The following is a 23,194-nucleotide window of genomic DNA, read 5'->3' as shown; positions in this document are numbered from 1 at the left end:
TACTGGGCCCGCCGGTTCACTCGTTCCGGCTTCCCCGTCCCGCGCCCGAGCGAAGGTGAGCGCCATGTCAGCCGAGACGCGGCTCGGCCGCACGCGGTGGCGGCGCTTCGCCGCGGTGCTCGTCCCCGCGCTGGCGGCGGCCGCGATCCTCGTCGGCGTGACCGGCGAAGGGGGCGTCGCGGCGTCGTTCGCGCTGTCCGGCGAGCGGTTCAAGATCTCGGCCGACCGGCTCGTGGGCAAGGGATTCGCCCAGTACGGAGACGTGGCGTCGACCGCCGAGGGGCGGCGCCCGGTCCTCGTCTCGGTGATCGGCCGGGCGCGGATCACCGGCCTGTGCCAGTCGGCGCTCGTGCGCACCCCGGTCGGCCCGGTCACGTTCCTGGTCAGGGCGGGCGACGGGGAGCGGCCCGTGGAGGCCGCGAACCTCGTGATCGACCTCCACCAGCTCTCCGGCGACGTCACGTTCGGCGACATCGAGATCGGCCGCGACGCCGCCACCCTCGACGCCCCCGCCGGTCTGGGCGGCCGTCCGGGCGACATCGGCCAGCAGGCGGCCACCGTGCGCATCACCGGCCTGCGGCAGACCGCCTACGCCGTCAACGCCGGCACCTTCCGGCTCAACGGGCTGCGGCTCAGCTTCGAGCCCGGCGACCACGAGTGCTTCTGACCATGCCTGACACCCGATTCCGCCGGTGGCGGCGTACCCGTCCCTTCTGGGGCGGGCTGTGGGTGGCCGCCGGTGGGGCCGTCATCCTGCTGGCGCCGCTCGCGCCGCTCCCGCTCCTGGTCCGGCAGGGGGTCGCCGGGATCTCCGGCTATCTGGCGGGGCTGCTTCTCGTCGCGGCCGGCCTGCTGAGCTGGTGGCAGCACGGGCAGCGGGTGTTCCTCGGGGTCGCCGCCATCGCGCTGTCACTGGGCTCCTTCGTCACGTCCAACCTCGGCGGTCTCGGCCTCGGCATGCTCGCCGGGCTCACGGGTGGCGCGCTCCTGTGCGCCTGGAGCCCCGACGGCCGCCCCGCCCGCCGGCGGGAGGAACCGCTGCGCGCGATCGCGGCTGTTCCGGTGGCTCTCGTTCTCGCCCTGCCGGCCCCCCACCCCTCCGGGCCCGCCGATTCCGGGCTCGAAGCCGCGCGGCTCACCCTGTGGGGCGGCCGGTTCGAAGGAGTGGTGAGCCGGCCCGCCGGTCCCCGTCTCAAGCTGTCCATGTCCGCCGTCGAGATCGAGGACGGCCTGCACCGGACGCGTGGTTCCGATGCGGCCGTCCACCAGCGGTTCTCCCGGCTGCGGCTGTCGGGCGGTGTCGTCATGTACGTGACCCGGCTGCGTGCCCGGGTCGGCGGCGTCGCCCTCACGTTCACTCCCGAGCTGCCGCCGCCCCCGCTGCCGCTGCCGTCCATGACCGTCACGGACGTCGAGGCCGACCGGCTCCTCGTCCGTGCGGCCCGCGCCCGGATCGAAGGGCTGACGCAGCGGGTCAGCTGACTCCGGCCGCCGTCTTCTCGGGCCTGTCCTCCAGGGCGGGACTGTCGGCGAGCTTGAGCCACACCACCCCGGCGATGATCACGGCCAGCCAGAAGGCGCGCGCCGGGGTCAGCACCTCGTCGAAGAACACCGGGCCCAGGAGTGCCGCGCCGACGGCCCCGATGCCGGCCCACACGGCGTAGCCGATGCCGACGTCGATGCCCTTCAGGGCGACGCTGAGGCAGAACAGGGTGAGAAGGAAGAACACGACGGCGACGACCGACCAGCCCGGACGGGTGAAGCCTTCGCTGCCGTTCACGGTGAGGGCGTAGCCGACCTCGAACACTCCTGCCAGGAGCAGGACGAGCCAGGAGACGGTCTTGCTGGGTGTCATGGGAGAAGTCCTTCCGGGTGTGGTGTTGGTGGGACGCGCGGAGGTCATGCGCCACCGCTGAGCTGCAGGCCGATGACACCGGCGATGACGACGACGATGCCCAGGAGCTTCTTCCAGGTCAGCTGCTGGCCGAGCAGCAAGGCGCCGACGATGACGATCCCGACCCCGGCGATCGACGTCCACAGGGCGTAGCCGACGCCGACGTCGAAGGTCAGCAGCGCGAGGCTGAGGAAGAACGTGGCGATCCCGCCGGTGACGAGCGTGGCGACGGTCCACCACAGGTCGGTGAATCCCTTCGCGTTGCTCGCGCTGATCGCGACCGCGATCTCGAAGACGATGGCGATCGCCAGATAGAGCCAGCTCATGATGTTCCTTATCTCTCTGCATGTACATACATATTTGTACGCGGGCGCATCTCGCCGCGCCGGGCGCCGTCGCTCACGGGGTGACGACGTCCGCGATCTGTCGTAGTGCGGTGCCGAGCAGGCGGACGTCCACGTGGGGCGCCTCCGCCGACGCGCTGGCCAGGAGTTCGCCGATGCGCTCGTCGTAGGACGCCCGCACCTCACGCGCGAGCGCCTCACCTTCCGGGGTGAGGACGGCGTAGACCCCGCGGCCGTCGTCGGCGCAGATGTCGCGCCGCGCGACGCCCTTGCTCTCCAGCCGGCTGACCAGCCGGGTGGCCGAGCTCTGGTTCAGGCCGATCTTCTGTGCGAGATCGTTGACCCGCAGCTCCTTGTCCGGCGCCTGCGTGAGATGGGCCAGCGCCCGATACTCCGTCAGCCCGATCCGATGCACATCCACGAGCCACTTGCCCAGAGCCGTGTCGATCGCGGACGTGAACGCCGCGACCTGGGACCACTGCGACCCGAGGTCATCTATCTGCATGTGCATGCACTTACCGTAGCGCGACACCTGGCGCCGGCGCAAGCCGCGTTTCCTCCGTGCGAGCTACCGGCGGATGTCCACCGAGCGGTGACGATTCCGGGGCCGGCGTTGCGGTGTCCGGCCGCTTCCCGCTCCACTTGCATCGCAGGGGCATCCGTGCTGACCGCACTCTGCGCCACCGTGGTCGGTGCGTGGCTCGCCGGCCGCGACAGCGACACGGTGGAGAACCGGGACCCGTTCGCCCCCGCCACCCAGACCGGCCCGCTCTCCGGAACCCGGAAGATCGAGGTCGCGGGCCGGTCGGTGTCCTGTTCGGGGGACCCGCGAGCTGCGCGCCCAGAACCTAGCGGTGTTCCAGGGCCAGAACCCGGAGAAGCTCGTCATCCCCGACGGGAAAGTCCGTCCAGCAGGGGTGGAGGTGATCGAGCACGGTCAGCCGTACTTCGCGGCCGTCCCCGAGTACAGGCCGCGCCTGGAGAAGGCGTGGGTCGCCGGACAACGCGAGTGGCTCACGCTGTCCGGCGACAGCAAGCTGACCACGGCCGAGAAGAGCGGACACCACATCTATGCCGACCGGCCTGATATCGCTGTACGGGCGATCGAGCGCGTCCCCTCCCAGTCCGCACGCGCGGCGAGCGGCGGGTGACCGCCACCCAGGACCGCCGTTCAGGCCGCTCGCGGCGTGGCGTACTACGGGTGTTCGTTCGTCCAGCCCGTCTCCAGGATGGTGTGGGTGCTCCACACCGTTCCCGGCTCCAGTCCGGCCTGGAGGCCGCCCGGTTTGACGACCACGCTTTCGCGCGCCAGCGCGCGGCCGGACTTCTCGTCGATGATCAGCCGGACCTGCACCACGCCCTTGGCGGTGTCACCGGGCTTGCGCTGGGAGATGTCCGCGATGGCGATCGCGGTGCCCGGGCGCCCAGCGGCGTCGGTGACCTGGCCGAGTGAGGTGACCGACGGCAGGTCAGCCAGCATCCGGAAGGCCGCCGCCAGCACCTCCGGGCTCACCGGCATGTCGGTGATCAACCCTTCTGTCACCCGGAACAGCCAGGCGTCCTCCGCCATCGGAGCGCCGGACTCGGTGTCCTTGCCCTCGTAGAAACGGAGCAGGTCAGCCTTGAGCGCAACCGGATCGGTCGGCAGGCTCCGCAGGTCGGCCATGGTGACGTTGCGGCCGAGCCAGAAGATCTCCTGGCCCCGCGTGTGACCGGTGCGCGGCCGCTCCGCGCTCTCCTGGATCGGGATCCGTTTGCGGCCTGCGAAGGTCAGCTCTCGCGGTGATCCCGCCTTCTCCCAGGCGGCCCGGTCGGCGTCGGTCGCGGGCCTGACGCCCAGGGAGCGGGTGGAGCCCCACTGTTCGTCCGCGCCCACCCAGCTCTCGGTCTCCTGCTCTATGGAGATCACGAAGCCTTCGTTGACCGGATGGAGACTGCGGGAGCGGCTGGAGACGTGCCAGTAGTCTCCGGCGGCGGCGGGCCGGCGCTCCGCGCTGGTCGCGGCCACGAGCAGCACCTCCCTCGCCGACAGCGTAACCGGCTGCGCCGCGACGTCCGGCGCTCCCGTAGACACGACCGGGGCCGAACCGACGGCTAGCGCAACCGCGGTCACGGCGGACGCCGCCGCGCCCGCCAGGCCCAGGCCCCAGGTCAGCGACTTCCTGCCGCGGCGCGGCACCCGCGTGGGCTGGGCGAAGGCGTGGGCCAGCTCGGCCTGCCGGGTGCGCGGGTCCACCGGCCCGCCGGTCAGGTGGGCCGGGCGGGCGGCACGCAGCTCTTCCATCGGGTTCACGACAACTCCTCGACGAGCCGGGGCTGGGACAGCAGGGGGGATTCGAGCTCGGTGCGCAGGCGTTTTCTCGCCCGGTGCAGCCGGACCCGGAAGGCGGGCACCGAGCAGCCGAGCACCTTGGCGGCGTCTTTCGGACTCAGGCCCTGCCAGGCGACGAGAATGAGGATCTCGCGTTCGTCCTGGCTGAGTCTGGCCATGGCCTTGAGCACGCCCAGGCGTTCGGCCACGTGGTCGGCCACGTCGGCGGTGATCCACGCGCGCATCTCGCGCTGGATCCCCTCACGCCTGGCCTCGGCCCTGATGGTGTCGCGGAGCACGTTGCGCGCCACACCCAGTAGCCATGGCAGGGCGTTCCGCGGCATCTGGTCGAACTTGCGCCAGGCGATGGCGAACGTCTCGCTCACCACCTCGTCGGCCACCTGCCGGCCGGCGCGGCTGACCACGTAGGCCCATACGCGTTGTCGGCATTCGTCGTAGATGGTGGTGAAGCGCTCTCGATCGCTCGTCACCGCCCCAACCCCTCACGTGTCCCGGAACTGTTCACAGGAGGAAGTGGTCCGAGACCATCAGAAATTACAAGCCGACCGGCGATCCCGTCAGATCCGGCCCTGGGCACCTTGGACGCGTGACAGTGGTTCGCAAGGAGGCCAGTGTGAGATATGGGTCATCTCGACACCCCTGAAGCGGAGTATCGGTGCATCAAAGCATGACATGTCCGGACTGTGGAGCGCCGCTGCCCGGCTCCGGTTCCGGCTCCGGGTCCGGGTCCGGTTCCGGTTCCGGGTCCGGTTCCGGTTCCGGGTCCGGTTCCGGTTCCGGGTCCTGGTCCGCGTCCGGCTCCGGGCCCCAGAAGCCGGTGTCCAGGTCCAGGTCCCGGGAGCCGGTGTCCAGGTGCCCGAGGTGCGGCCTGACCCTTCAGGGACCCGCCGCGTACGAGCTCTGGCAGGTGGACCAGGCTCTCGCCGGGCTGCAGGACCAGCAGGCGCAGCTGCGGGCCCGCCGCACGGACCTGCTCGGCATCCTCCGCACCGGCGCAGGCAAAGGCACCGGCACCGGCACCGGCACCGGCACCGGCACAGGTGCAGGTGCAGGTGCAGGCGCTGATGCTGGCGTGGCGGGTCAGGCCGTCGGGGACGCGGCGCCGCCGGCGTACGGCGGCGCGCCGCATGCTGGCGTGCTCCCGCCGCACGGCGGCACGCCGTACGTCGGAGTGCTCCCGCCGCACGCTGGCGCGCCGCATGCTGGCGTGGTCCCGCCGTACGGTGGTGTGCCGCATGCTGGTGTGGTCCCGCCGTACGGTGGTGTGCCGCATGCTGGTGTGGTCCCGCCGTACGGTGGTGTGCCGCATGCTGGTGTGGTCCCGCCGTACGGCGGTGCGCCGCGCGCTGGTGTGGTGTCGCCGTATCCGGTGGTGGGTTACGCGGGCGGGGGGCCTGGTGCTGCGCCGCGGGAGGTCTCGCAGGCTGCTGCGAAGAACGTCCTGCTCATTCTCGGGGGCCTGCTGCTGACGGTGGCGGCGGTGGTGTTCACCGTGGTGAGCTGGGGGTGGCTGGGGATCGGCGGGCGCGCGGCCGTGCTGGCCGGGTTCACCGCGTTGGTCATGGTCGCGCCGGTCGTGCTGATGCGGCGCGGGCTCACCGCGACGGCCGAGACCGTGGCCGGGTTCGCGGTCGCGCTGCTGCTGCTCGACGGGTACGCGGCCAGACAGGCGGGATTCCTCGGGTCCGACGCCCTCGACGCGTCGCATTACACGGCGGGGGTGCTCGGGGGCACCGCGCTCATCCTGGTGGCCTACGCCCGGGTCACCCGGCTGACTGGGCCGCGCCCGCGGAGCGGGGTGGCCTACGCGCGGGTCACGCGGCTCCGCGGGCCCGGTCCGGTTGCCGTGGTGCTGGCGCAGCCGGTGCTGCCGCTGCTGGCCGGGAGCCTGCCGGGGACCTGGCTGGTCGCCGCGCTGGTGGCCACCGCGGCGCTGGACGCGGCACTGGTCCGTTACGTCCGGGGAGCGGTGCGGGTGACGGCCGCCTTGGCCGGCAGCGGGGTCGCCGCGCTCGCTCTGCTGGGTGGCACGACGTACGCGCTGGGGGCTCCGTCCGTCGGTCAGGCTCTGGTGAGGGTGGGGCCGCTGGTTGCGCTGGCTCTGCTGGGCGGGTTCGTGATCTGGCTGCTGGCCAGGCAGGGCGACGTCGAGGGGGAGACCTGGGCCGCCGTGGTCACCGCCGGGACCGCGCTCACGCTGATCGCCGTGGTGGCCGCGCCCGCGCAGGCGGCGCTGGCCGGTCCGGGCGCGGGCTGGCGCTCCCTGGCCTATCTCTTGCCGGCGCTCGCGGTGATGCTCGCCGCCACGTGGCTGCCCTGGCGGAGGGTACGGCTCGCGGGCATGACCACCGGTTGGCTGGTGGCGTTGCTGGTCACGCTGACGCTGCTGCCCCGGCTCGTGGTCACCCTGGGGTCGCCGCTCCCGTGGCTGGACGTGTTCTGGACGGGCACGTGGGGTGGGCCTCAGTGGCAGCCGTTCGCGACGGCGTCGCCTGCGGACGTGGTGGTGCTGGGCACGGTGGCCGCCGCCCTCCTGGTGGCGGCTGTGTGGGGCGCTGGCGGGCGGCCGGTGATGGAGGTGCTTCCCGGCACTGCTGGGCGGGCGGTGCCTCGTGGCGAAAGCGAGGGCAAGGGCGAGGGCGAAGGCGAAGGCAAGGGCGAAGGCGAAAGCGAGGGCAAGGGCGAGGGCGAGGGCGAAGGCAAGGGCAAAAGCGAGGGCGAGGGCGAGGGCAAGGGCCAGGGCAAGGGCGAAGGCGAGGGTAGGGGCGGGGGCGAGTGGCCGGTGCGGGTGGCGGCGTGTGGGGCGCTGGTGGTCGGGGCGCTCATGGTCGCCGTCGCGCCCCAGGCCTTCGCGATGGCCTACCCGGCCGTGGTGGCGGTCCAGGTGGCGCTGGCCGTCGCGCTGGCGGTCGCCGCCACGCTGGGCCGGGCGCCGTGGTGGGCCGGGGCGTGCGCGCTCGTCGCCGGGGCGGCCTCGACGCGGGCGGCGGCGTACGCGTTCGGCAGCGAGCCGGCGACGCTGATCGTGCTGCCGGTCCTGGCGTCGGCGGCCGCCGTCATGGCGCTGGCGGGCAGGACGAAGGAGCTCCGGGTCTGGGCGCCGGCCTTCGCCGCGCTGTTCCTCGGGCTGGAGGCGGTGGCGGCGGGGCTTTCGCTGGGCGTGCGCGTCCTGGTCGCGGCGAGCATGGGATTCGCCGTGGCCGGTGTGCTGGCGCTGCTCTGGTCGCTGCGGGCGGGCCAGGGCGGCGCGCGCGGTCTCAGGTACACCGGCGCCGTCCTGCTGTTGCTGGCCTCGTGGCTGCGGCTGGGGGCGGACGAGGTCACCGTCGTCGAGGCGTACACGGTGCCGTGCTCGCTGGTCCTGCTGGGGTCCGGCTGGTGGCGGCGGCGTGGCGCACCGGTCGGGTCCTGGGCGGCGTACGGCGCGGGCCTCTCCTTCACGATGCTGCCCAGCCTGGTCGCGGTCTACGCGGACGCCGAATGGCGGCGCTCGCTGGCCCTCGGCGTGGTGGCGCTGGTGGTGCTGGTCGCCGGGGCCAGGTTCCGGTTGCGGGCGCCCACGGTGATCGGAGCCGTCGTGCTCGCCGGTGTCGCGGTGCGGGAGCTGGCACCGTACGTGTCGGAGATGCTCCTCGTGGTGCCGCGCTGGGCGCCGATCGCCGTGGGCGGGCTGCTGCTCGTGGTGGTCGGGGCGACGTACGAGGCCCGCATGAGGGACCTGCGCAAGGTGCGTGACACCTTGAGGGCGATGGACTGACCTACCCGTGCCGCTTGGTGAACGGCAGGACGAGCCGGGACGGGTGGGCCGCGTCGCGGTAGATCTTGTGCGTGACGGGACGGCCCACCGGCAGGTGGAAGGCGTCCGGCGGCAGCAGCGCGTTGTGCGCGTCGGCCAGTGGTTCGTCGTTGGACAGCTCCACCAGCAGCCGGTGGCCGGGGCGGAACGTCGCCGCGAACGGGTAGAGCCGCAGGACGTACTCCTCGATCTCGCCGGGCTTCACCGGCACGGCGCGGGTGTGCGGGTGGTACGGGTTGCCCTCGGTCGTCCGGTCGTCCAGCTCACGGTGCGACGCCTTGAGGAAACCCGTGGTGATCAGCTGCCGGCCGCCGTCCGGGGCGACGTCCCACAGCCGCATGATGAAGTTCGTGTCATCCTGGTCGATCTCGGCGAACAGGTGCGCCGCGCCGGTGCCGATGAGCTCCACGGGCTCCTCGAACGGCTCGGTGCTCCAGCTGACGATCTCCACCTTGTCGGTCACCGTGAGGGGCGCCTGGTAGAAGCCGTCCGGGGCGGCGTGCTCGGTGCCCATCAGCTCGGGCTCGGGGGAGAGCTTGTGGCGCGGGCGCAGGTAGAGCGGCCTGTAGTCGATCTCCTTCGGCGGCCACTGCGCCGCGGTGACCACCTCGCGCGAGCCCTCCACGAAGACGCTCACGGCGGGTTCGTCCATGATGCCGTTGTCGATGCCCTTGAGCCAGTAGTCGTACCAGCGGAACATCTTGTCGTGCTCCTCGATCCAGGGGCGCGACTGCATCGGCGGGTAGGAGCCGATGTCGAGCTTCTTGGGGCCCTTCAGCACGTCGAACAGCTCGATGTGGCCGTCGACGGTCCAGCCGCGTCCCTGGTCGATCTGCAGGTAGACCGGGATGTCGATGTTCTCGGCCAGCTTGACGGGGTTGCGCTCCTCGTACCACTCGCCGTCGAGGTCGTTCATCACGATGTCGAACCAGAACTCGCGGTTCTTCGGGTATCTCAGCACGTGCACGAGGTTCGGCCACGCGGCGACGTCCGGGTCCCGCAGGCGCTCGTCGACGAGCTTCCTGAGCTCCTCGGGGGAGTGGACCGCCTGCATGCGGGACCGTACGTCGGTGTGGGCGATGCCGGAGTCGCCGCCGCGTCCCTCGCGGGCGGCCCTGGGCATGAACCACATGATGCCGCCGTGGTAGGTGGTCTCGTAGAAGTCGAAGTGGCCGCCGCTGACGAAGATCGCCTTCAGGTGCGGCGGGCGCTCGGCCGCGGCGTACACCTGCATCGACCCGAAGTACGAGATGCCGATCATGCCGACGTTCCCGTCGCACCACGGCTGCGCGGCGACCCATTCGACGACGTCGTACAGGTCCTGGCCCTGGGGGACGCCGCCGGCGTTGTAGTTGCCGATCATCACGCCGCCGGAGTCGCCGGTGCCGCGCATGTCGCCGATGACGTGGACGTAGTCCTCCTTGACGACGCGCGCGATGTCGCCGGCCTCGATGCAGCCGTCCCACATCGGGCTGGGGCGGCGCTGCGGCGGCGTGGTGAGCGCGAGGGCCTGCAGCTCCTTGCCGTAGGCGCTCATCGCGATCAGGGCAGGGCGCGGCCGGTCCTCCGTGCCGTGGTAGGCGTCGGCGGCGAGGGTGACCCCGTCGCGCATCGGCACCCGCAGGTCCTTGCGTACGGCGATCGCCTGCCCGCCTGCGTGGATCGTCTGGAAGTCAGCCATGAGATGTCCTAGTCCTGGTCGAGGTGCGTGCGGTAGCCGTGCATCGACGTGAAGAACGGCGACGGCTCCAGCGCCGGGTCGCCGGTGTAGCCGAGGCTCTCGGCGACGGGCGCGAACGGCGAGTACGGCGAGTCCGTCTCCCGCGGGCCGTCCAGGAGGCAGCGGCGGGCCGCCTCACCCACCCGCGCCTCGATGTCCAGGCTCTGCTGGAGCGCCTCGCGGGCCTGCCCCGCGTCGAGCTCGACGCCGTACGGGGTGCCGTCCGCGCGCCGGTACGGGTGACCGAGGTAGAGGTGGCGCGGCCGGATCTCGTCGCGCAGGAAGCGCAGGCTCTCGCGGTACGCGGCCGGGTCCGTGAAGCCGGGGAAGCCGTTGGCGGCCCCGTGGACCTGGACGGCGTCGCCGACGAACACCCGGCCGCCGGCCTCGTAGGCCACCGATCCGGGCGTGTGGCCGGGGATCGCGTGGACGGAGACGGTGACGTCGCCGCCGAGCGAGAGGGTCTCGCCGCCCTGGACCAGCACGTGCGGCTCCAGTTCGCCGGAGATGACCGCGTCGGCGGCGGCCGTCACCTTGGCCTCGCCCTCCGGGTCGTTCAGGTAGCGGCCCCGGCCCCGGAGGTACTCGTCCACGTGCGCCCGGCGCGCGCGCAGCATCGGGGCGTCGGCCTCGTGGATGACCACCCGCGCGCGGCGGCCGGTCAGCTCCCACAGGGCGTGGGCGCCGCCGACGTGGTCGATGTGCCCGTGGGTCAGCAGGATCCAGCGCACGTCCTCGATGCGCCGCCCGATGGCGGCCAGCGCGGGGGCCATGCCCTCGGCGGGCGAGGAGGCGATCCCGGTGTCGACGACGGCCGGCTCGGGCGCGTCGAGGAAGAAGCTGTACAGCCCGAACCGGCCCCACGGCGAGACCAGGGGATGGACGTTCATGACGTGCCTCTCAGGAAGGCGGCCGTCTCCTCGAAGACCCGGTGGTACTCCGGGATCCAGGAGAAATGCTGGACGAATCCGTGGCCGGCGCCCGGATAGCGGCTCACCGTCGCCGCCACGCCTGCCTCCTTGAGCCGCCGGCCGTAGAGCTCACCCTCGTCGCGCATCGGGTCGTACTCCGCGGTCACGATCAGCGCCGGCGGCAACCCGGTGAGGTCGGCGCGTTTGATCGGCGAGACCCGCGGATCGGCGGGGTCGGCGCCGCTGTCGAGGTAGAAGGCGTTGAACGGCTTCAGCCCCGCCGTCTCCAGGCCGTAGCCGACGGCGTTCTCGCGCAGCGAGGCGTAGCGGTCCACGTCGAAGTCGAGATCGAGCGATGGGTAGAACATCACCTGGTGGGTGATCCGGTCGAAGCCGTCGTCGCGCGCCAGACCGGCGACCGCGGCGGCGAACGTGCCGCCTGAGCTGTCACCGGCGACGGCCAGCGTCGCGCCCTCCCGGCCGAGGTTCCCGGCGGCCCAGCGGACCGCGGCGTAGCAGTCGTCGAGCCCGGCGGGGAAGGCGTGCTCGGGCGCTCGCCGGTAGCCGACGGAGACGACCTTGAGCCCGGTCTCCTTCGCCAGCGACCTTGCGACGTGGTCGTGGGTGTCCAGGCTGCCGAGGAAGAACGCGCCGCCGTGGAAATAGACGAGCAGGCCGTACGCGTCCGCCTCGTGCGGTGTGTAGACCCGCACCGGGACCTGTCCAGCGGTGAGGTCCTCGACGGAGTGGAGCGGCAGCCGGTCGGCCACGGGCGGGACCTGGGCCTCCTCGGCGGCGCGCATCGCCGCAGGGTCCAGCGGGCCGGGAGGAGGCGCCGGCAGGCCGGCGAGGACGCGGGCGATGTCAGGGTGCAGTGGCATGTCAGACCTTCGGGATGTACTACGACGCGGGCGTCTGGGACGCGGGCTTCTGGCCGGGGAAGACGTCGCTGATCTCGTCCTCGGTCCAGCCCTGGCGCGAGATCCGCTGAAGCTCGTCGGTCACCGGCTTGCGGACGGCCTGGTAGCTCGCCAGCGCCTCCTTGACGGAGCCGGCGTCCTTGAGCGCGTCGGCGAGGGCGCCGGCGTCCAGGATCGCCGAGTTGGCGCCCTGGCCCTGGTGGTGCAGCATCGAGTGGGCCGCGTCGCCCACGAGCACGACGGAGCCGGAGTGCCACGTGCCGACCGGGTCGATGTCGTAGACCGCGCGGCAGTTGACGGCGTCCATGTCGAGGCCGCGGGTGATGTCCACGATCCGCTCGTCGAAGCCCTCGACACACTTCAGCAGGTCGTCCTTGGTGACCTTGGGCGCCCAGGTGCTGTCGGGGCACAGGGCGGTGATGTCGAACGAGACCTGGTCGCGGTGGCGCAGCGGCAGGAAGTAGACCTTCGTGCCCCGGCCGATGTACATCCGGAAGTTGTCGTCGACGGCCATCCCGTGGGCGTCGCCGACGGGGATCACGACGCGGTAGGCGTGCTCGCCGGAGAACACCGGCCGGTTGTCGCCGAACAGCCGCGCGCGCACGACCGACTTGATGCCGTCGGCGCCCACCACCAGGTCGGCGGTGGCCGACGCGCCGTTGGCGAAGGTCAGCGTCGCCCTGTCGCCCTCGTCCTGGATGCCCTCCAGCTTGTGGCCGAGGTGGACCATGCCCTCGGGGAGCACGCTCAGGAGGGCCTCGATGAAGTCGCAGCGGTGGATCAGCCGGGTCTTCTCGCCGAAGGTGTCGATCTCCGGCCAGGCCTCCTTGATGATCGGCTCGGCGGTGGCGGTGAGGATCTCGAAGTAGTCGCTCGGCGAGCTCACCTTCGCGATCGCGTCGAAGATGCCCCACTGGCGGAACCGGTCCATGGTGGACGGCCGCAGGCCGATGCCGGCGCCGACCTCGTGGATCCGGCTCGCCTGCTCGTAGACGTCGACGGTGGCGCCGAGGAGGCTCAGAGCCTTGGCCGCGGCGGCGCCGGCGTACCCCGCGCCGACGACGGCGATCTTCAGGTTCTTCAGGTCTGAGGGCTGCATGCTTGTGGTCCTTGTCAGTTCTGGATCGTCAGGAAGTCGGCGGGGTTGTCGACGAAGATGGTGGTGATCGTGGCCTCGTCGAGGCCGGCGGCACGCAGGTCCGGGATGAGGTCCTCGAAGATGTAGTTGACCGTGTGGCCCTTCACGCCCGGCCAGCCCAGCGGGCTGCAGTTGGCGTCGGCCGAGGCGAGCACCTTGCCCAGGTGCCCCTGACTGATGAAGCGCAGGAAGTGGTCCAGCCGCTCCTTGCGCGGACGGGCCCAGAAGGGCGGGTCCTCCAGCTCGGTCTCGTAGCCGAAGGTGTCGAACCCGATCCGGCCGCCCTGCTCCGCGATCCAGGTGTCACGGGTCTTGTCGGCGTTCACCCCGTCGTCGACGTGCCCGAACAGGACGCGGTCGAGCGGGAGGCCCTCCTCTGTGAAGATGGCGATGGCGTTCTCGGCGTCGATCGCCAGGTGGGTCAGGATGGGCACGCCGGTGGCCAGGGCCGCGCGGGCGGCGGCGCGGTAGATGCGCTTGTCCAGGTCCGTCATGCGGCCGCCGCGGCTCACGCCGACCTTGATGATGCCGGCGCGGCCGCCGGTGTCGCCGATGCCCACGGTGATCTCGTGGACGAAGTGCTCGGTCAGGTAGCCGACGCTCGCCCGGGCGAAGAACGGCAGCGCGGTGTCGCCGCCGACGAAGCCGGTGCTCGCCACGATGTGCACGCCGGTCTTGGCCGACAGCGACCTGTAGTAGTCGACGTCGCGGCCGTTGCAGATGCCGGTCGCGTCGACGAAGGTGCCGCCGCCGTACTCGTGGAACCGGCGCAGCTTCGGGACGGTCTCCTCGTACCGCTGCTCGGGGGTCTTCCACCACTTCGTGTCCAGCTCGGAGCCCGGCATGCCGTACCCGATGTGCTCGTGGACGGCCACGAGACCGAGTTCCTCGGCCGGGATCGGCCCCAGGACGGTGTTCACTCTCGACACAGAACTCACCTTCAAAAGCTCTCTCGGGCTGCCGCGCTCAGCGCACCGACAGCAGGTCGCGGGGGTTGTCCACGAGGATCCGCCGGACGTCCTCGTCGCCGAGGCCCCGTGTCCTGAGGAGGGGGACGAACGTGGTGAGGACGTGGCTGTAGCGCACGTCGTTGGCGGGGTGTCCCTTGGCGACGCCGGTCGCGTTGCTGGAGAGCAGGATCCGGTCGCGGTGGCCGGCCTCGATCAGCTCGGCGACCAGGGCGGCGCGTCCGGCGTCGGTGACGTGGGCGTCGTCCTCGGTGCCCACGTGGTCGAGGGCGACGTAGGCGCCGCGGGCCGCGACCGCGAGCGGCGCGCCGGCCGCGACGGCGTCCCTGCGGTCGAGCCCGCCGACGACGACGCGCCCGGCGGGCAGCTTCTCGTCCAGGACGACCTCGAGATCGTGTACGGCGTCGCCGCCGTAACGGATGGACACCGGGACGCCGGTGGCGAGGGCGGCCCTGGCCGCGCCGCGGAACAGGCTCTCGTCGGTCGCGGTCATGCCCGAGGAGGTCGCGGCGGTGGCCATGAGACCGGCGGCGCCGCGCCGCTCGACCCGGGGGACCACCATGCCCTCGGTGACCTCCTTGGCGAAGAGGTCGGCGAACTTCCCGGCCGGCCAGGGCGTCGGCGGGTTGGTCTGCGGCGTCAGGAAGTAGCCGCCGAGCAGCTCCTCGGGGCCCTGGCCCGTCGACGCGACGATGTGCACGCCGGTGGCGCGCGAGAGGGTCTCGTAGAGCCGCACGTCGCGCCCGTGGAACATGCCGGTGCTGTCGACGATCGTGCCGCCTCCATGGCGGCGGAAGTCCGTCAGCTTCGCGGCCAGGGTCTCGAAGATCTCGGCGCGGTCGAGGGTGACGTCGAACGCGTGCTCCGCTCCCGGGAACACCGACAGCAGGGCCTCGTGCACCGCGACGACACCCAGCTCCCGCGCGGGAACCGGGCCGAGGACGGTGTTGACGGTGTCGGTCTGGTCGCCCATCACTGCCACTCCTTTCGGGTTTCAGCTCGGGTCTCAGCGAGTGACCGCGTCACCCCGCACTGTGAATCGTGGCATCTGGTTTTACATTGTGTCAAGCAAATGTCCGTCACGTAAATTTACCTATCCATTCGTACTGGACAGGTCGGCGTCGTGCTTCGCGCCGAAGAGCCCGAACAGCGTCAGGGCCGCGGCGGCGGCGGCGCAGAGGGCGGCGACCAGGAACGCGAGGCTGTAGGCGCTGCCGAGCGACTCGAGCGCGAGCGTGCGCAGGCTCTCGGGCATCGGCACCGGCGGCGTGTCCGGGCCGGCGCCGGGTACGACCGGCATCGAGTTGATCGCCATGGCGCCGCTCCCGTTCGCGATCCCTCCGGCGACGTCGGTGTACGGCGGCTGGAGGCCGGACGCGCCGAGTGCCCCGCCGAAACCGGCGCTCATGTCGCTGTTCGCCCGGCTGACCGCGAACGCGGCGATGAGCACCGGGCCGAGGGCGAAGCCGAAGTCGCGGAGCAGGTTGGTGGTGGCGCTGGCCATGCCTGCGAGCCGCAGCGGAACGGTGTTGATCGCGACCGCCGTGATCGAGCCGACGGTGAGCGCGAAGCCGACGCCGAGCGCCAGCATCGGGGCGATGAACCGCGTCCAGTCCATGTCGTGGACGTCGAAGGTCGAGCACCAGACGCCGCTGACGGCGATGAGGGAGAAGCCGGCGGTGAGCACCCAGCGGGGCGAGAAGTTCCTGATCAGGTGGGAGACGATCGGCACCAGCACGAAGGCCGGGCCCTGGATGAACAGGAACAGCACGCCGATCTTCAGGGCGCTCTGGTGCTGGATCGCGCCGAGCCAGATGCTCATCGAGTAGCAGGTCGCGAGGAACGCGAACATGCCGACCACCGTGGCGATCGCGACGACCGCGTAGGAACGGTTGGCGAAGATGCCGAGGTGCAGCAGCGGCACCTCGGTGCGCAACTCGATGACGACGAAGGCGCCGAGGAGCGCGACGCCCAGGACGAAGGCGCCGATGATCTCGGGGCGGGCGAACCCGGCTTCGGAGCCCTGCGTGGCGGCGAAGAGGATGGCGATCAGGCCGAGGGCCAGCGTGACCTGGCCGGGGACGTCCAGCTTGCGGCCCTCAGGCGCCGAGGAGTCGGCGGCGAACCGGGTGATCACGATCGAGATGACCGCGGCGGCGACCACGACGAGGTACGACGCCCGCCAGTCGCCCTGCTCGGCCAGCCATCCGCCCATCAGCGGGGAGATCGCCGCACCGATCGAGAGGAAGCCGGCCCACACGGCGATGGCCTTGGACCGGGCCTCCTGCGACGGGCTGGCCGCGGCCAGCATGGCCAGCGAGATCGGGTAGAGGATCGCGGCCCCGAAGCCCGCCACGGCCTGCCCGATCCACAGGGCCTGGACGGTCTCGGCGACGTAGCTGACGAGCGAGCCGGCCACGGTCAGCAGAGCGCCCGTCTGCAGCAGCCGCTTGCGGCCGAACAGGTCGCCGAGCACGCCGGTGGTCAGCTCGAAGACGACCATGGGGATGGCGAAGGCGGCCGTGACCCAGGTCAGTTGGGCGCCGGTGGTCTGGAACTCCTGGTGGAAGGTGCCGTTGAGGGCGCCGGGCAGTGAGTACGCCACCTGCGCGAGGAGGACGGCGAAGCAGCCGGCGATCACCGTGGCGGTGTGGCCCTGCTTGCGCGCAGCGGTCTGCGTCATCGCGGTTCTTTCTTGTCCACAGGCCGGACCGGTTCCGGCCGCGCTCGGGATCGGCCACCCGTGTGAGCCCGATCACCTCATTGGCGTGCAATGTGTCATATGACTTGACACTGCATCAAGTATTTGAGCGGTACGTATTGAGAACGATCAGTGAGAGTGGAAGGCGGCCGGGGTGCTCTATGCTGGCCGCATGGCGACGCTCCGTGCGGCACAGAAGGAGATGACGCGCAAGCTCCTGCTCGACGCGGGTCTCGACCTGTTCGGGTCCAAGGGCTACGCGACGACGACGGTCGACGACATCGCGTCGGCGGCGGGGACGACGCGGGTGACCTTCTACGCGTACTTCCCGTCCAAGGTCGAGCTGATGAAGGCCCTCATCTCGGAGCGGCTCAACGCCGCGCTCGACCGGACCCCGTCCACCGAGCGCGGGTCCACCGAGCGCGAGCTGGTCGACGTGGTCGAGGACGGCTCGCGCGAGCGGATCCGCGCGTGGCTGGCGTCCACCTCCGAACGGTGGGACGTGATCCGCCCCTACACCACGGCCGCCTTCGAGGCCGCGGCCGTCGACCCCGACATCCGCGCGCTCCTCGACGAGTGGCTGAACGAGGCCACCGGCGACATCAAGGAGGGGCTCGACCGCGCCGGCCGGTTCCCCGCCGGCACCCGCCACTTCCGCGGCGTCGTCGCCATCACCGAGCTCGACCACGTCGCGCGCCACTGGAAGCCGGGCACCTGGGGCGTCGAGCGCGACGAGATGCTGGACGTCCTCACGGAGAGCTGGTTCGGCACGATCGGACGCCACTAGCCTGCCCCCATGAGCCGAACGCCGGGCCCCGCGTTACGCGGCGCCGCCTACCTGGAGCGGTGCTGGTGTCCGCCGCCCTCCTGCTGGCCGCGCTCGTGGCCCTGGCTCCCACGGAGGACGACCGCTTCGCCGGCTCGGTCGCCGGCATGGAGGCGGTCGCCCGCTCGCTGGCCGAGGGCGAGGAGCTCGGGGAGCGGACCGTCGGCGGTCTCACGTTCGAGAGGGTCTTCCGCGAGAACGGCCTGGTCTACTTCGAGCTGGGCCGGGGGTGGCTGGGGGACCGCGCCCATGGCTATGTCAGGAGCCCCCGAGGGCGGCCGGACGGCGCCGATCACGTGGCGGGCCCGTGGTACCGATACCGGGATGCCGAGGGCTGACGCAACCGATGGTTGCGTGTCGGGGGGTTTGGCTGCTAGCTTGATGTGCAACCAAAGGTTGCGCGTCTAGGGGAGCGGGCGTATGGAGTACGGCAGCATCGAACGGGAGATCCACGTCGACGCCTCGCCCGAGGTGGTCTTCGAGGTCGTCAGCCGTCCCGAGCACATCGCGCAGTGGTGGACGGACGACGCCGACTTCGAGGCGGCTCCCGGTGCCGTCGGGGAGTTCGTCTGGGGTGACAGGGCGGTCGTCTCCCCGATGACCGTGGTCCAGGTGGAGCCGCCCCGGCTGTTCTCGTTCCGCTGGTGCTATCCCGACGGCAAGGCTGCCGAATCCCTGCTGGTCACCTTCGAGCTCACCCCGTCGGGCACGGGCACGAGGATCCGGCTCACCGAGACCGGGTTCCGGGAGATGGGCTGGGAGGCCGCCAAGCTGGCTCAGATGTACCGCGAGCACGTCGAGGGCTGGGACACCTTCGTTCCCCGGCTCGGCGCGTACGCGGCGCGCCTGGTGTCGGCTCCATGACCGCCGCCGTCGACGACGACCTGTGGTCCGCGGTCGGTGACCCGACCCGTCGGCGGATGCTCGACCTGCTCCTGGCCGACGGCAGCGGCACCGCCACCAGTCTCAGCGAGCGGCTGCCCGTTACGCGGCAGGCCATCGCGAAACACCTCGTCGTCCTCGACCGCGCCGGCCTCGTCCACGCGGCGCCCGCCGGGCGGGAGAAGAGATACCGGGTGGACGAGGCGCAGCTCGCCCGCGCCGTGGCCCAGCTGTCCTCGGTGGGGGCGGCGTGGGACGCCAGGCTCCGGCGCATCAAGCGGATCGCCGAGACGATCCAGCGCGAAAAAGATCACCAGTGAATCGATGGAAGGACCGGCAATGGCAGACATCTTGCACAGAGTGGGGATCAAGGCGCCGGCGGCCGACGTCTATGCGGCCCTGACCACCGTCGAAGGGCTCGCCGGCTGGTGGACGGCCGACACCCGGGGCGAAGGCGACGTGCTCCGGTTCAGGTTCGGGACCGACGGGTTCGACATGAAGGTCCTCGACGCCCGCCCCGGCGAGCGCGTGCTGTGGGAGGTGGTCGGCGGGCCCGAGGAGTGGATCGGCACGCACGTCGGCTGGGACCTCGATCGGGCCGGCGACTACACCGTCATCCTCTTCAAGCACGCGGGCTGGAAGGAGCCGGTGGAGTTCATGCACCACTGCAGCACCAAGTGGGCGGTCTTCCTCATGAGCCTGAAGTCGCTGGTCGAAACCGGGAAGGGCGCCCCCGCCCCCGACGACGTGAAGATCGACAACTGGAACTGACTGCCAAAAGGGAGTAACGCCCCTTTTGTCCCCGTTTGAGCGCTATGTGACTTGGCCGTGGCCGGAGCTCCTCAACACTGGAGATCAGGGAATCCGTGGTCCGGAATCTCGGGCACGCCATACGGGCTCCGCCGTCGGGCGGGTCCCAAGGATCTCAGGGGGACCATCGTGAAGCACTTGCTCATCGCCGCGGCCATGACACTGGCCGCCACCGTGACGGGTACCGCCGGCGCGTCCGTCACCTCGCCCGCGCCCCAGCCCACGAACGGAGGCAGCCCGTCAGGCCCGGGGTGCGCGGCCATCGAGGGCAGCCTCAAGGACATCGCCGACAAGCCGGTCGGGACCGCACTCACCCAGGTGCCGGAGCTCTCCACGCTGGCCAAGGCGGTCGAGGAGGCCGGCCTCACAGAGAAGCTGAACTCCGCCGAGGACATCACCGTGTTCGCGCCCACCAACGAGGCGTTCCAGGCTGTCCCGAAGGAGCAGCTGGACCAGCTCATGGCGAACAAGGAAGAGCTCACCAAGGTTCTCCAGTACCACGTCGTCCAAGGGAAGCACATGGCCGCCGACCTGGAGGGCGCGCCGCTCACCACCCTTCAGGGCGGTGACCTGACGGCGAAGGCCTCCGGTGAGGAGATCACGGTCAACGACGCGAAGGTGGTCTGCGCCGACGTGCCCACGCGTAACGCCACCGTCCAGGTCATCGACAAGGTCCTGATGCCCCAGTAGGGCAGGACAGACGCCCACGGTGCACGCGGCGCGGTCTCGCGCCGCGTGCGCCTCATCTTCCGGTCGGCATCGACCTCAGGCACAGCGCGGCCGCCCAGGTCCAGATGGCCGCGCCGCCGACGACCATCAGGCGGAAGTCCTGCGCGGGGAACGCGGCGAACCCCAGGACGAGGTAGGCCACCGGTGCCAGGACGCTGTAGAGAGCCCAGCCACGCTGACCGGCGCGGGCGAACCGGCGGGCGAACACCAGGCACGCCACGCTCAGCGCGAGGCCCATCCCGACCGGGGCGAGATTGTGCAGCATGCCGTGCCAGCTGACCTCGCCGGGGCCGTCAGGGGTTCCGACGGGATATCCCTCGGCCGGGTCGGTGGGGAAGACGCCGGCCCAGATCAGGCTCGCGCCGTAGACCCCGATGAGCCAGGTGCCCCAGGCGCGGCCCGGCGTCCCGGGCCGGAGCGTACGGCGCAGACCGGCGACGGACGCCAGCACCAGCAGCCCGCAGAGCACGAAGGTGAACGTCTGGATCCAGCCGTAATCACCCAGGCTGAGCATGCTGAGCGGGTGGCGCCGGGCGTCGAACCCGTCGCGGGTCATGGCCTGCGCCACGATCAGCAGGACGAACAGCGGCCCCGCGGCCACTCCGCAGGCGAGCAGGGCGCGGGTCGTGCGCAGGGGTGGCCGGTCAACGGCGGTCTCGGAGGACATGGTCGATCTCCATCGGTCGTGGCTGATTGCAAAAATGAGCTTGTACGTAAAAATATTCTTTGTCAACAAGGTCGGCAGAAGGACGTCGATCAGCCGTGAGCAGTGATAGGTATGGCCCTGCGAGGGCCCGAGACAGCCGCCTCAGGCGGCGGACGAGGGGAAAGGGGAAGATCCGCGCCTTTCCACTTCCAACCTATAGCGCACCCCAGGGCTTGCGGCAAGACCCGGGTCGTGCCGCAGAATCGTCGGCCGGGGCCAGAACCTGCGGAAACTTGGGGGGCGCACGTGCGTTTCGGAGCTGTTGACACGAACCCGCTGACCACCAGCGCGTTCGACCTACCCGGCAACCTCGCGCCCAAGGCGGACCCGGCCTTGATCGCCGGCGACGAGCGGCACTTCGCGGCCATCGCGGAGAGCCTCCGGCAGACGATCGCCGAACTGTCCGACCGGCTCGACGCCACGCGGAAGGCGCCCGGCGGCAAGGGCCGGGCGGCGCTGGACCGGGACCTGGAGGTCCACCGGCTGTCCGCCCGCCTGCGCGCGCTGCGCAGGTTCGGTCTCGACCTGTGCCTCGGGCGGATGGTCGGCGCGGACGACCCCGAGCCCGTGTACGTCGGACGGCTCGGCCTGACGGACGGCGAGGGTCGCCGGCTGCTGCTCGACTGGCGCTCACCGGCGGCCGAGCCGTTCTTCGGAGCCACCCACGCCAACCCGATGGGCCTGGCGAGCCGCCGCAGGTACCGCTGGACGCGTGGCCGGATCAGCGACTACTGGGACGAGGTCTTCACCTCCGACGGGTTCGACGGGCACGCCGCGCTCGACGACCAGTCCGCCTTCATCGCCAGCCTCGGCGGCAACCGGTCGAGCCGGATGCGCGACGTGCTCGGCACCATCCAGGCCGACCAGGACGCCGTCATCCGCGCCGGATCCCGTGGCGCCCTCGTCGTCGACGGCGGTCCCGGCACGGGGAAGACCGTCGTCGCGCTGCACCGCTCCGCCTACCTCCTCTACTCCGACCCCCGGCTCGGCCACCGCAGGGGCGGCGTGCTGTTCGTCGGCCCGCACCAGCCCTACCTGGCCTACGTGTCCGACGTCCTGCCCAGCCTCGGCGAGGAGGGCGTGCAGACCTGCACCCTGCGGGACCTCGTCGCCGAGGGCGCCGCGGCCGGGGTCGAGACCGACCCGGAGGTGGCCCGACTGAAGGCGTCCGCGGACCTGGTGAAGGCGATCGAGCCGGCCGTCAGGTTCTACGAGAACCCGCCCACCGAGGAGATGACGGTCACCACCGACTGGGACGAGGTCCGGTTGAGCGCCGACGACTGGGCCGAGGCGTTCGAGGCGCCGGAGCCCGGCACCCCGCACAACGAGGCACGCGACCGGATCTGGGAGGAACTCCTCACGATCCTGGTGGACAGGCACGAGGTCGAGGCCCCGGCCGACCTGATCCGAAGGTCGCTGCTGCGCAACCGGAAGCTGCTCACGACCTTCAACCGCGCGTGGCCGATCATCGAAGCCGCCGACCTCGTCGGAGACCTGTGGACCGTGCCCGCCTACCTGCGGATGTGCGCCCCCTGGCTCAGCCCCGACGAGGTGCGGAAGCTGCGGCGCGCGGACGCCCAGGCCTGGACGGTGTCCGACCTGCCGCTGCTGGACGCGGCCCGGCAGCGGCTCGGCGACCCGGAGACGTCACGCCACAGGCGCCGCCAGGAAGCCACCCTCGCCGCCGAGCGCGAGCGGATGTCCGCGGTCGTCGACCACATGATCGAGGCCGACGACGACGGTGAGGGCGCGGTGATGATGCTGCACGGACAGGACATCAAGGACGCCCTGGTCGACGAGAGCATGCTGCCCGGCGTCGAACCGGACCGGCTCGCCGGCCCGTTCGCGCACGTCGTCGTGGACGAGGCCCAGGAGCTGACCGACGCGGAGTGGCAGATGCTGCTGCTCCGCTGCCCGTCCAGGAGCTTCACCATCGTCGGGGACCGCGCCCAGGCCAGGCACGGGTTCACCGAGTCGTGGCAGGAGCGGCTGGAGCGGGTCGGGCTCGACCGGGTCAGCCTGGCCTCGCTGACCATCAACTACCGGACGCCGGAGGAGATCATGGCGGAGGCCGAGCCGGTCATCAGGGCCGCGCTCCCGGACGCCAACGTGCCGACCTCCATCCGGAGCGGCGGCGTCCCCGTCGCGCACGGGTCCGCGGGTGAGCTGGACTCGATCCTGGACGGCTGGCTCGCCGCGAACGCCGACGGGACCGCCTGCGTCATCGGCGATCCCGCGTTCCGGGCGACGTCCCGGGTCCGGTCGCTGACCCCGGAGCTGGCGAAGGGGCTCGAGTTCGACCTGGTCGTCCTGGTCGACCCGCAGGCGTTCGGCGAGGGCGTCGAAGGAGCGGTCGACCGCTATGTCGCGATGACCAGGGCGACCCGGCAACTGGTCGTCCTCACGAGCCCCTGACGTCAGGGCCGCCACTATGGGATCTCAAGCGGCCCCCCTTCCGGTCTCCTGACGGCCGGACCGCAGGACGCCTTAAGGGATCCGTAAGCAGGTCCGGCGAAG

General features: G+C 71.4%; 24 protein-coding genes. 11 read left to right on the top strand and 13 right to left on the bottom strand.

Going from position 1 to position 23,194, the window contains the following annotated elements; translation table 11 throughout:
• The first annotated feature begins 64 nt into the window (after positions 1–64).
• Both FR742_RS33085 and FR742_RS33080 read left to right on the top strand, forming a co-directional pair.
• Positions 65–667 carry a DUF6230 family protein gene (locus FR742_RS33085; protein WP_148035249.1) on the top strand — a complete coding sequence of 201 codons (603 nt, stop codon included), beginning with the start codon at positions 65–67 and terminating at the stop codon, positions 665–667.
• Positions 668–669: 2 nt separating this feature from the next.
• The gene (locus tag FR742_RS33080; RefSeq protein ID WP_148035248.1) at positions 670–1,482 is read left to right on the top strand and encodes a DUF6114 domain-containing protein; all 813 of its coding nucleotides are present in this window, start codon (positions 670–672) and stop codon (positions 1,480–1,482) included.
• Here FR742_RS33080 and FR742_RS33075 read toward each other — a convergent pair.
• The 3 genes from FR742_RS33075 to FR742_RS33065 all read right to left on the bottom strand — a co-directional run bounded on the left by FR742_RS33075 (position 1,475) and on the right by FR742_RS33065 (position 2,749).
• A complete protein-coding gene (locus tag FR742_RS33075) occupies positions 1,475–1,855 on the bottom strand; it encodes a multidrug efflux SMR transporter (protein ID WP_148035247.1) in 381 nt (126 codons plus the stop codon). The genes FR742_RS33080 and FR742_RS33075 overlap by 8 nt on opposite strands.
• A gap of 44 nt (positions 1,856–1,899) precedes the next feature.
• Positions 1,900–2,220 carry a multidrug efflux SMR transporter gene (locus tag FR742_RS33070; RefSeq protein WP_148035246.1) on the bottom strand — a complete coding sequence of 107 codons (321 nt, stop codon included), beginning with the start codon at positions 2,218–2,220 and terminating at the stop codon, positions 1,900–1,902.
• A gap of 73 nt (positions 2,221–2,293) precedes the next feature.
• Positions 2,294–2,749: a MarR family winged helix-turn-helix transcriptional regulator gene (locus FR742_RS33065; RefSeq protein ID WP_148035245.1), complete on the bottom strand. Its 456-nt coding sequence runs from the start codon at positions 2,747–2,749 to the stop codon at positions 2,294–2,296.
• A 343-nt stretch (positions 2,750–3,092) separates the two neighbouring features.
• Here FR742_RS33065 and FR742_RS33060 point away from each other — a divergent pair, with 343 nt between their 5' ends.
• Complete coding sequence (locus tag FR742_RS33060) at positions 3,093–3,389, top strand: hypothetical protein (protein WP_148035244.1); 297 nt, start codon at positions 3,093–3,095, stop codon at positions 3,387–3,389.
• Positions 3,390–3,433: 44 nt separating this feature from the next.
• On the opposite strand, the gene FR742_RS33055 is transcribed toward FR742_RS33060, so the two are convergent.
• The gene (locus FR742_RS33055) at positions 3,434–4,522 is read right to left on the bottom strand and encodes a CU044_5270 family protein (RefSeq protein ID WP_261809098.1); all 1,089 of its coding nucleotides are present in this window, start codon (positions 4,520–4,522) and stop codon (positions 3,434–3,436) included.
• Between the two features lie 5 nt (positions 4,523–4,527).
• Complete coding sequence (locus tag FR742_RS33050) at positions 4,528–5,040, bottom strand: RNA polymerase sigma factor (protein WP_187281479.1); 513 nt, start codon at positions 5,038–5,040, stop codon at positions 4,528–4,530.
• Positions 5,041–5,414: 374 nt separating this feature from the next.
• Here FR742_RS33050 and FR742_RS44820 point away from each other — a divergent pair, with 374 nt between their 5' ends.
• The gene (locus FR742_RS44820) at positions 5,415–8,327 is read left to right on the top strand and encodes an SCO7613 C-terminal domain-containing membrane protein (protein ID WP_187281478.1); all 2,913 of its coding nucleotides are present in this window, start codon (positions 5,415–5,417) and stop codon (positions 8,325–8,327) included.
• 1 nt (position 8,328) lies between these two features.
• Here the strand turns inward: FR742_RS44820 and FR742_RS33030 are convergent, their stop codons facing one another.
• The 7 genes from FR742_RS33030 to FR742_RS33000 all read right to left on the bottom strand — a co-directional run bounded on the left by FR742_RS33030 (position 8,329) and on the right by FR742_RS33000 (position 16,706).
• Positions 8,329–10,047 carry a CocE/NonD family hydrolase gene (locus FR742_RS33030; RefSeq protein WP_148035242.1) on the bottom strand — a complete coding sequence of 573 codons (1,719 nt, stop codon included), beginning with the start codon at positions 10,045–10,047 and terminating at the stop codon, positions 8,329–8,331.
• An 8-nt stretch (positions 10,048–10,055) separates the two neighbouring features.
• A complete protein-coding gene (locus tag FR742_RS33025) occupies positions 10,056–10,976 on the bottom strand; it encodes an MBL fold metallo-hydrolase (protein WP_148035241.1) in 921 nt (306 codons plus the stop codon).
• Entirely contained in the window at positions 10,973–11,878 is a 906-nt protein-coding gene (locus FR742_RS33020; RefSeq protein ID WP_148035240.1) for an alpha/beta hydrolase, read from the bottom strand. The genes FR742_RS33025 and FR742_RS33020 overlap by 4 nt, the downstream gene beginning before the upstream one ends.
• A 19-nt stretch (positions 11,879–11,897) precedes the next feature.
• Entirely contained in the window at positions 11,898–13,016 is a 1,119-nt protein-coding gene (locus tag FR742_RS33015; RefSeq protein WP_148035239.1) for an FAD-dependent monooxygenase, read from the bottom strand.
• Positions 13,017–13,030: 14 nt separating this feature from the next.
• Positions 13,031–13,984, bottom strand: a complete 954-nt coding sequence (locus tag FR742_RS33010) for a phosphotriesterase (RefSeq protein WP_148035238.1) — start codon at positions 13,982–13,984, stop codon at positions 13,031–13,033.
• A gap of 37 nt (positions 13,985–14,021) precedes the next feature.
• Positions 14,022–14,996, bottom strand: a complete 975-nt coding sequence (locus tag FR742_RS33005) for a phosphotriesterase (protein ID WP_148035237.1) — start codon at positions 14,994–14,996, stop codon at positions 14,022–14,024.
• Positions 14,997–15,116: 120 nt separating this feature from the next.
• Positions 15,117–16,706 (bottom strand): MFS transporter, encoded by a 1,590-nt coding sequence (locus FR742_RS33000; protein ID WP_148035236.1) that lies wholly within the window; start codon positions 16,704–16,706, stop codon positions 15,117–15,119.
• Between the two features lie 190 nt (positions 16,707–16,896).
• Here FR742_RS33000 and FR742_RS32995 point away from each other — a divergent pair, with 190 nt between their 5' ends.
• From FR742_RS32995 to FR742_RS32970, 6 genes are all read left to right on the top strand, one after another.
• Positions 16,897–17,511, top strand: a complete 615-nt coding sequence (locus FR742_RS32995; protein WP_148035235.1) for a TetR/AcrR family transcriptional regulator — start codon at positions 16,897–16,899, stop codon at positions 17,509–17,511.
• A 65-nt stretch (positions 17,512–17,576) separates the two neighbouring features.
• Positions 17,577–17,888 (top strand): hypothetical protein, encoded by a 312-nt coding sequence (locus FR742_RS32990; RefSeq protein WP_148035234.1) that lies wholly within the window; start codon positions 17,577–17,579, stop codon positions 17,886–17,888.
• Between the two features lie 82 nt (positions 17,889–17,970).
• Complete coding sequence (locus tag FR742_RS32985; protein ID WP_148035233.1) at positions 17,971–18,414, top strand: SRPBCC family protein; 444 nt, start codon at positions 17,971–17,973, stop codon at positions 18,412–18,414.
• Positions 18,411–18,752 carry a winged helix-turn-helix domain-containing protein gene (locus FR742_RS32980; protein WP_148035232.1) on the top strand — a complete coding sequence of 114 codons (342 nt, stop codon included), beginning with the start codon at positions 18,411–18,413 and terminating at the stop codon, positions 18,750–18,752. The genes FR742_RS32985 and FR742_RS32980 overlap by 4 nt, the downstream gene beginning before the upstream one ends.
• A gap of 19 nt (positions 18,753–18,771) precedes the next feature.
• Positions 18,772–19,203 (top strand): SRPBCC domain-containing protein, encoded by a 432-nt coding sequence (locus FR742_RS32975; protein WP_148035231.1) that lies wholly within the window; start codon positions 18,772–18,774, stop codon positions 19,201–19,203.
• A gap of 168 nt (positions 19,204–19,371) precedes the next feature.
• On the top strand, positions 19,372–19,932 hold the full coding sequence (locus FR742_RS32970; RefSeq protein WP_148035230.1) for a fasciclin domain-containing protein: 561 nt from the start codon (positions 19,372–19,374) through the stop codon (positions 19,930–19,932).
• Positions 19,933–19,984: 52 nt separating this feature from the next.
• Here FR742_RS32970 and FR742_RS32965 read toward each other — a convergent pair whose 3' ends face one another.
• On the bottom strand, positions 19,985–20,638 hold the full coding sequence (locus FR742_RS32965; protein WP_148035229.1) for a DUF998 domain-containing protein: 654 nt from the start codon (positions 20,636–20,638) through the stop codon (positions 19,985–19,987).
• A 285-nt stretch (positions 20,639–20,923) separates the two neighbouring features.
• On the opposite strand from FR742_RS32965, the gene helR reads away from it, so the two are divergent.
• On the top strand, positions 20,924–23,092 hold the full coding sequence (gene helR, locus FR742_RS32960; protein ID WP_148035228.1) for an RNA polymerase recycling motor ATPase HelR: 2,169 nt from the start codon (positions 20,924–20,926) through the stop codon (positions 23,090–23,092).
• Positions 23,093–23,194: the final 102 nt, after the last annotated feature.

Source organism: Nonomuraea sp. C10 (genome assembly GCF_008017515.1).
In the GTDB taxonomy this organism is placed as follows: Bacteria; Actinomycetota; Actinomycetes; order Streptosporangiales; family Streptosporangiaceae; genus Nonomuraea; species Nonomuraea ferruginea.
This window is presented reverse-complemented; position numbering and strand designations above follow the sequence as displayed.